Source organism: Actinoallomurus acaciae, from assembly GCF_042429965.1.
Lineage (GTDB): Bacteria > Actinomycetota > Actinomycetes > Streptosporangiales > Streptosporangiaceae > Actinoallomurus > Actinoallomurus acaciae.
Genome location: NZ_JBHLZP010000690.1, coordinates 1 through 3,606, shown reverse-complemented (window position 1 = coordinate 3,606; position 3,606 = coordinate 1). Strand labels below are relative to the sequence as shown.

The following is a 3,606-nucleotide window of genomic DNA, read 5'->3' as shown; positions in this document are numbered from 1 at the left end:
CGCGGCGCGGGAGCTGCTGGCGCTGGACCCGGTCGCGCTCGGCCTGCGGGAGACGGCGCGGCGCCTCGGCTGTTCGCCGTACCACCTCAGCCGGCTCTTCCGCCGGCAGACCGGGCTGACCCTGAGCGCCTACCGCACTCGCGTGCGCGTGCTGCGCGCGCTGGACGCGATCGAGGCGGGCCGGGCGGACCTGGCGGGCCTCGCGGCCGACCTGGGGTTCGCCGACCACGCCCACCTGACCCGCACCGTACGCGAGGAGTGCGGCCACACGCCGAGCGCGCTGCGCCGTCTGCTCAGGGCGGACTGAGCAAGCATCTTCAAGCGCCTCCCCCGGGGCCGGGCCGAGACTCGTCGATGGACGGCCCGCAGGAGAGGAGAAGGCACGGCATGATCGCACGTATCTGGCAGGCACGGACCGGCGGTCCCGAGGACGCCGAACGCTACCGCGAGGTCTTCACGACCGAGGTGCTCGGCCACCTGCGCGGCCTGGAGGGCTTTCGCGGCGCGTACCTCCTCGCCCGCGAGCAGGCCGGGGCGGTGGAGATCCGGACGCTGACCCTGTTCGACTCGATCGACGCCGTACGGCGTTTCGCCGGGCACGACCACGAGCGCGAGCGGGTCACGCCCGCGGCCCGGGCCGCCCTGCTCGACTCCGACCCGGTCATCCGGCACTACGACGTGGCGGCGGCCCTGCCCCCGGCCTGACCGCGACCGCGCTGAGCGATCTTCACCGTCATGCGCTGGGATACGCTGCGCACGATCGACGGCGCGTGCCGACCCACCCACGTCCGTGGGTGGGTCGGATTGGAGGCGTAGTGTCCGACACCTTCGACACGGCGACGGTTCTCGCCGATCTGACGACTGCCGAGAAGGCCTCGCTGTGCCTCGGCTCCAGCTTCTGGAACACCCGCGCGATCGACCGGCTCGGTGTGCCCGCGATCACGATGTCCGACGGGCCGCACGGGCTGCGCAGGCAGTCGGCGCGGGCCGACCACGTCGGCGCCGGCGGCAGCATACCGGCGACGTGTTTCCCGACGGCCTCCGCGCTCGGGTCGACCTGGAACGCGGAGCTGGTACGGGCCGTCGGGGAGGCGCTCGGCGAGGAGGCGCGGGCGCTCGGGGTCTCGATCCTGCTCGGCCCCGGCATCAACATCAAGCGGTCACCGCTGTGCGGCCGCAACTTCGAGTACTTCGCCGAGGACCCCCACGTGTCCGGGGTTCTCGGGGCGGCCTGGGTGGACGGTGTGCAGAGCCGTGGCGTGGGAGCGTCGCTCAAGCACTACGCGGTCAACAACCAGGAGACCGACCGGCTCCGGGTGAGCGCCGAGGTCGACGAGCGGACGTTGCGGGAGATCTACCTCGCCGGTTTCGAACGGGTCGTCCGGGAGGCGAGCCCGTGGACGGTCATGTGCTCGTACAACAAGGTCAACGGGGAGTACGCGTCACAGCACCGTGGCCTGCTCACGACGATCCTGCGTGAGGAGTGGGGCTTCGAGGGCGTGGTCGTCTCCGACTGGGGCGCCGTCCACGACCGCGTCGCCGCGCTCGCCGCCGGGCTCGACCTCGAGATGCCGCCCAAGCTGGGCATGTCCGACGCCGAGATCGTCGCCGCCGTGACCGACGGCCGGCTCGACCTCGCCGACCTCGACCGGGCGGCGCGCCGGGTGCTGGAGCTCGTCCGGCGGGCGGTCGGATCCGGCGGTGCTCCGGACGGCGGATTCGACGTCGCCGGGCATCACGAACTCGCCCGCCGGGCCGCGCGGGAGGGCGCCGTACTGCTGCGCAACGACGCCGGGCTGCTGCCGTTGGCCGCCGCACCCGGACGCCGGTACGCGCTCGTCGGTGAACTGGCGAGGACCCCCCAGTTCCAGGGCACGGGCAGCTCACGGGTCAACCCGACCCGGCTGGAGAACATCCTCGACGAACTGCGCCGCCTGCTCCCCGGCGACGCGCGGCTCGACTTCGCGGCCGGCTACCGCCTCGAGCCGGAGCACGATGAGGAGACCGACGCGGCGCTGCTCGAGCAGGCGCGTACGGCGGCCCGCGGCGCGGACGCCGCCATCGTGGTCCTGGGGCTGTTGCCCGGAGACGAGTCCGAGGGCTACGACCGGACGCACCTCCAGCTCCCGGCGCCGCAGATCGAGTCGCTTCGCGCGGTCGCGGAGGAGTGCCGTGACGTCGTGGCCGTCCTGGTCGACGGCTCGGTGGTCGACGTGAGCACGGTCGAGCCGCACGCCGGGGCCATCCTCGAATGCCGGCTCGGCGGACAGGCCGCGGGGGGCGCCATCGCCGATCTCCTGCTCGGGCTCGCCGCGCCCTCCGGGCGCCTGGCGGAGACGATCCCGGTCCGGCTCCAGGACGTCCCCTCCCATCTCAACTTCCCCGGCGAGGAGGGATCCGTCCGGTACGGCGAGGGTGTCTTCGTGGGCTACCGCGGCTTCGACGCGACCGATCGGCCGGTCGCGTACCCGTTCGGTCACGGCCTGACCTACACGACCTTCGGCTACGACGATCTCGCCGTCGCGGTCCACGGGTCGGCGGACGACGGGACGCTGACGGTGGAGGTCGGTCTCACCGTGACCAACACCGGGCCGCGTGTCGGGCAGGAGGTGGTGCAGGTCTACGTCGGGGATCGGGCGGCGCCGGTCCACCGCCCGCCGCACGAACTGCGCGCGTTCGCCAAGGTGTCGCTGCGGCCCGGGGAGTCCCAGCCGGTCACGTTCGCGCTGGGAGCGCGGGACTTCGCGTACTGGTCCACCGGGCACGGGTGGACCGTCGCCCCTGGAACGCACACGATCCACGTCGGCGCGTCCTCCCGGGACCTGCGCCTCACCGTGGACGTCGAGCTGGCGGCGACGCCGAGGCGGGTGCCGCTCACCCTCATGTCGACCCTCGACGAGTGGATCGCCGATCCCGTCGCCGGCGCGGCACTGCGCGAGGCGGTCGGCAACGACGACCAGGGCCGTCCGCGCGGCGTCTTCGCCGACGCGGCGGTGGCCAGGACGATCGGCAACTTCCCGGTCTCGAGCCTGGCCGTCTTCCCCAACGTCGGATTCGACCACGCGACGCTCCAGGACATCATGGAGCGCGTCCGCATCTCGCGATAGGGCCTCTCAGTCGGGGCGGTGGGCGGCGGCGAGGCGGGCGAGGTCGACGCGGGAGCGGATGCCCAGTTTGCGGTACGTCCGGGTGAGGGCGGCCTCCACCGTCTTCACGCTCACGAACAGGCGGGTCGCGATCTCGCGGTTCGTCGCGCCGTCGGCGACCAGGACCGCCACGCGGCGTTCGACGCCGGTCAGGGTGCGCAGCGGGTCGGTCTCACCCGCCGTTCTGCGTACGCCCACGTCCAGGTGGTCCAGTTCGGCGGTGACGGCCGCCACCCACGGCGCGGCCTTCGCGCGGGAGAAGACCCGGTGCGCCGCGCGCAGTGACTCGCGTGCGGCCGCCGGGTCGTTCATCCGGGCGCGCAGACGGCCGAGTTCGAGGCGGGTCCGGCCCTCCTCCAGCGGGTACGGCGAGGCGGCGAGCGTCTCCGCGGCCCGGGTGAGGCCCTCCGCCGCGCCCTCCGGATCGCCGCGCGCCCCCGTCACCAGGGCCGACGCGCGC

4 protein-coding genes are annotated in these 3,606 nt (G+C 73.7%); 3 read left to right on the top strand and 1 reads right to left on the bottom strand.

Features of this window, described 5'->3' with window-relative positions; translation table 11 throughout:
* From ACFFNX_RS45095 to ACFFNX_RS45085, 3 genes are all read left to right on the top strand, one after another.
* A partial coding sequence (locus ACFFNX_RS45095) for a helix-turn-helix transcriptional regulator (protein WP_378212436.1) occupies positions 1 to 307 on the top strand: 307 nt, incomplete at its 5' end.
* An 80-nt stretch (positions 308 to 387) separates the two neighbouring features.
* Positions 388 to 705, top strand: coding sequence for a hypothetical protein (locus tag ACFFNX_RS45090; RefSeq protein WP_378212435.1), 318 nt, complete (start codon positions 388 to 390; stop codon positions 703 to 705).
* Positions 706 to 815: 110 nt separating this feature from the next.
* A complete protein-coding gene (locus tag ACFFNX_RS45085) occupies positions 816 to 3,107 on the top strand; it encodes a glycoside hydrolase family 3 C-terminal domain-containing protein (RefSeq protein WP_378212433.1) in 2,292 nt (763 codons plus the stop codon).
* A gap of 6 nt (positions 3,108 to 3,113) precedes the next feature.
* Here the strand turns inward: ACFFNX_RS45085 and ACFFNX_RS45080 are convergent.
* Positions 3,114 to 3,606, bottom strand: a 493-nt coding sequence (locus ACFFNX_RS45080) for a helix-turn-helix transcriptional regulator (RefSeq protein ID WP_378212432.1), incomplete at its 5' end; no start/stop codon positions are given.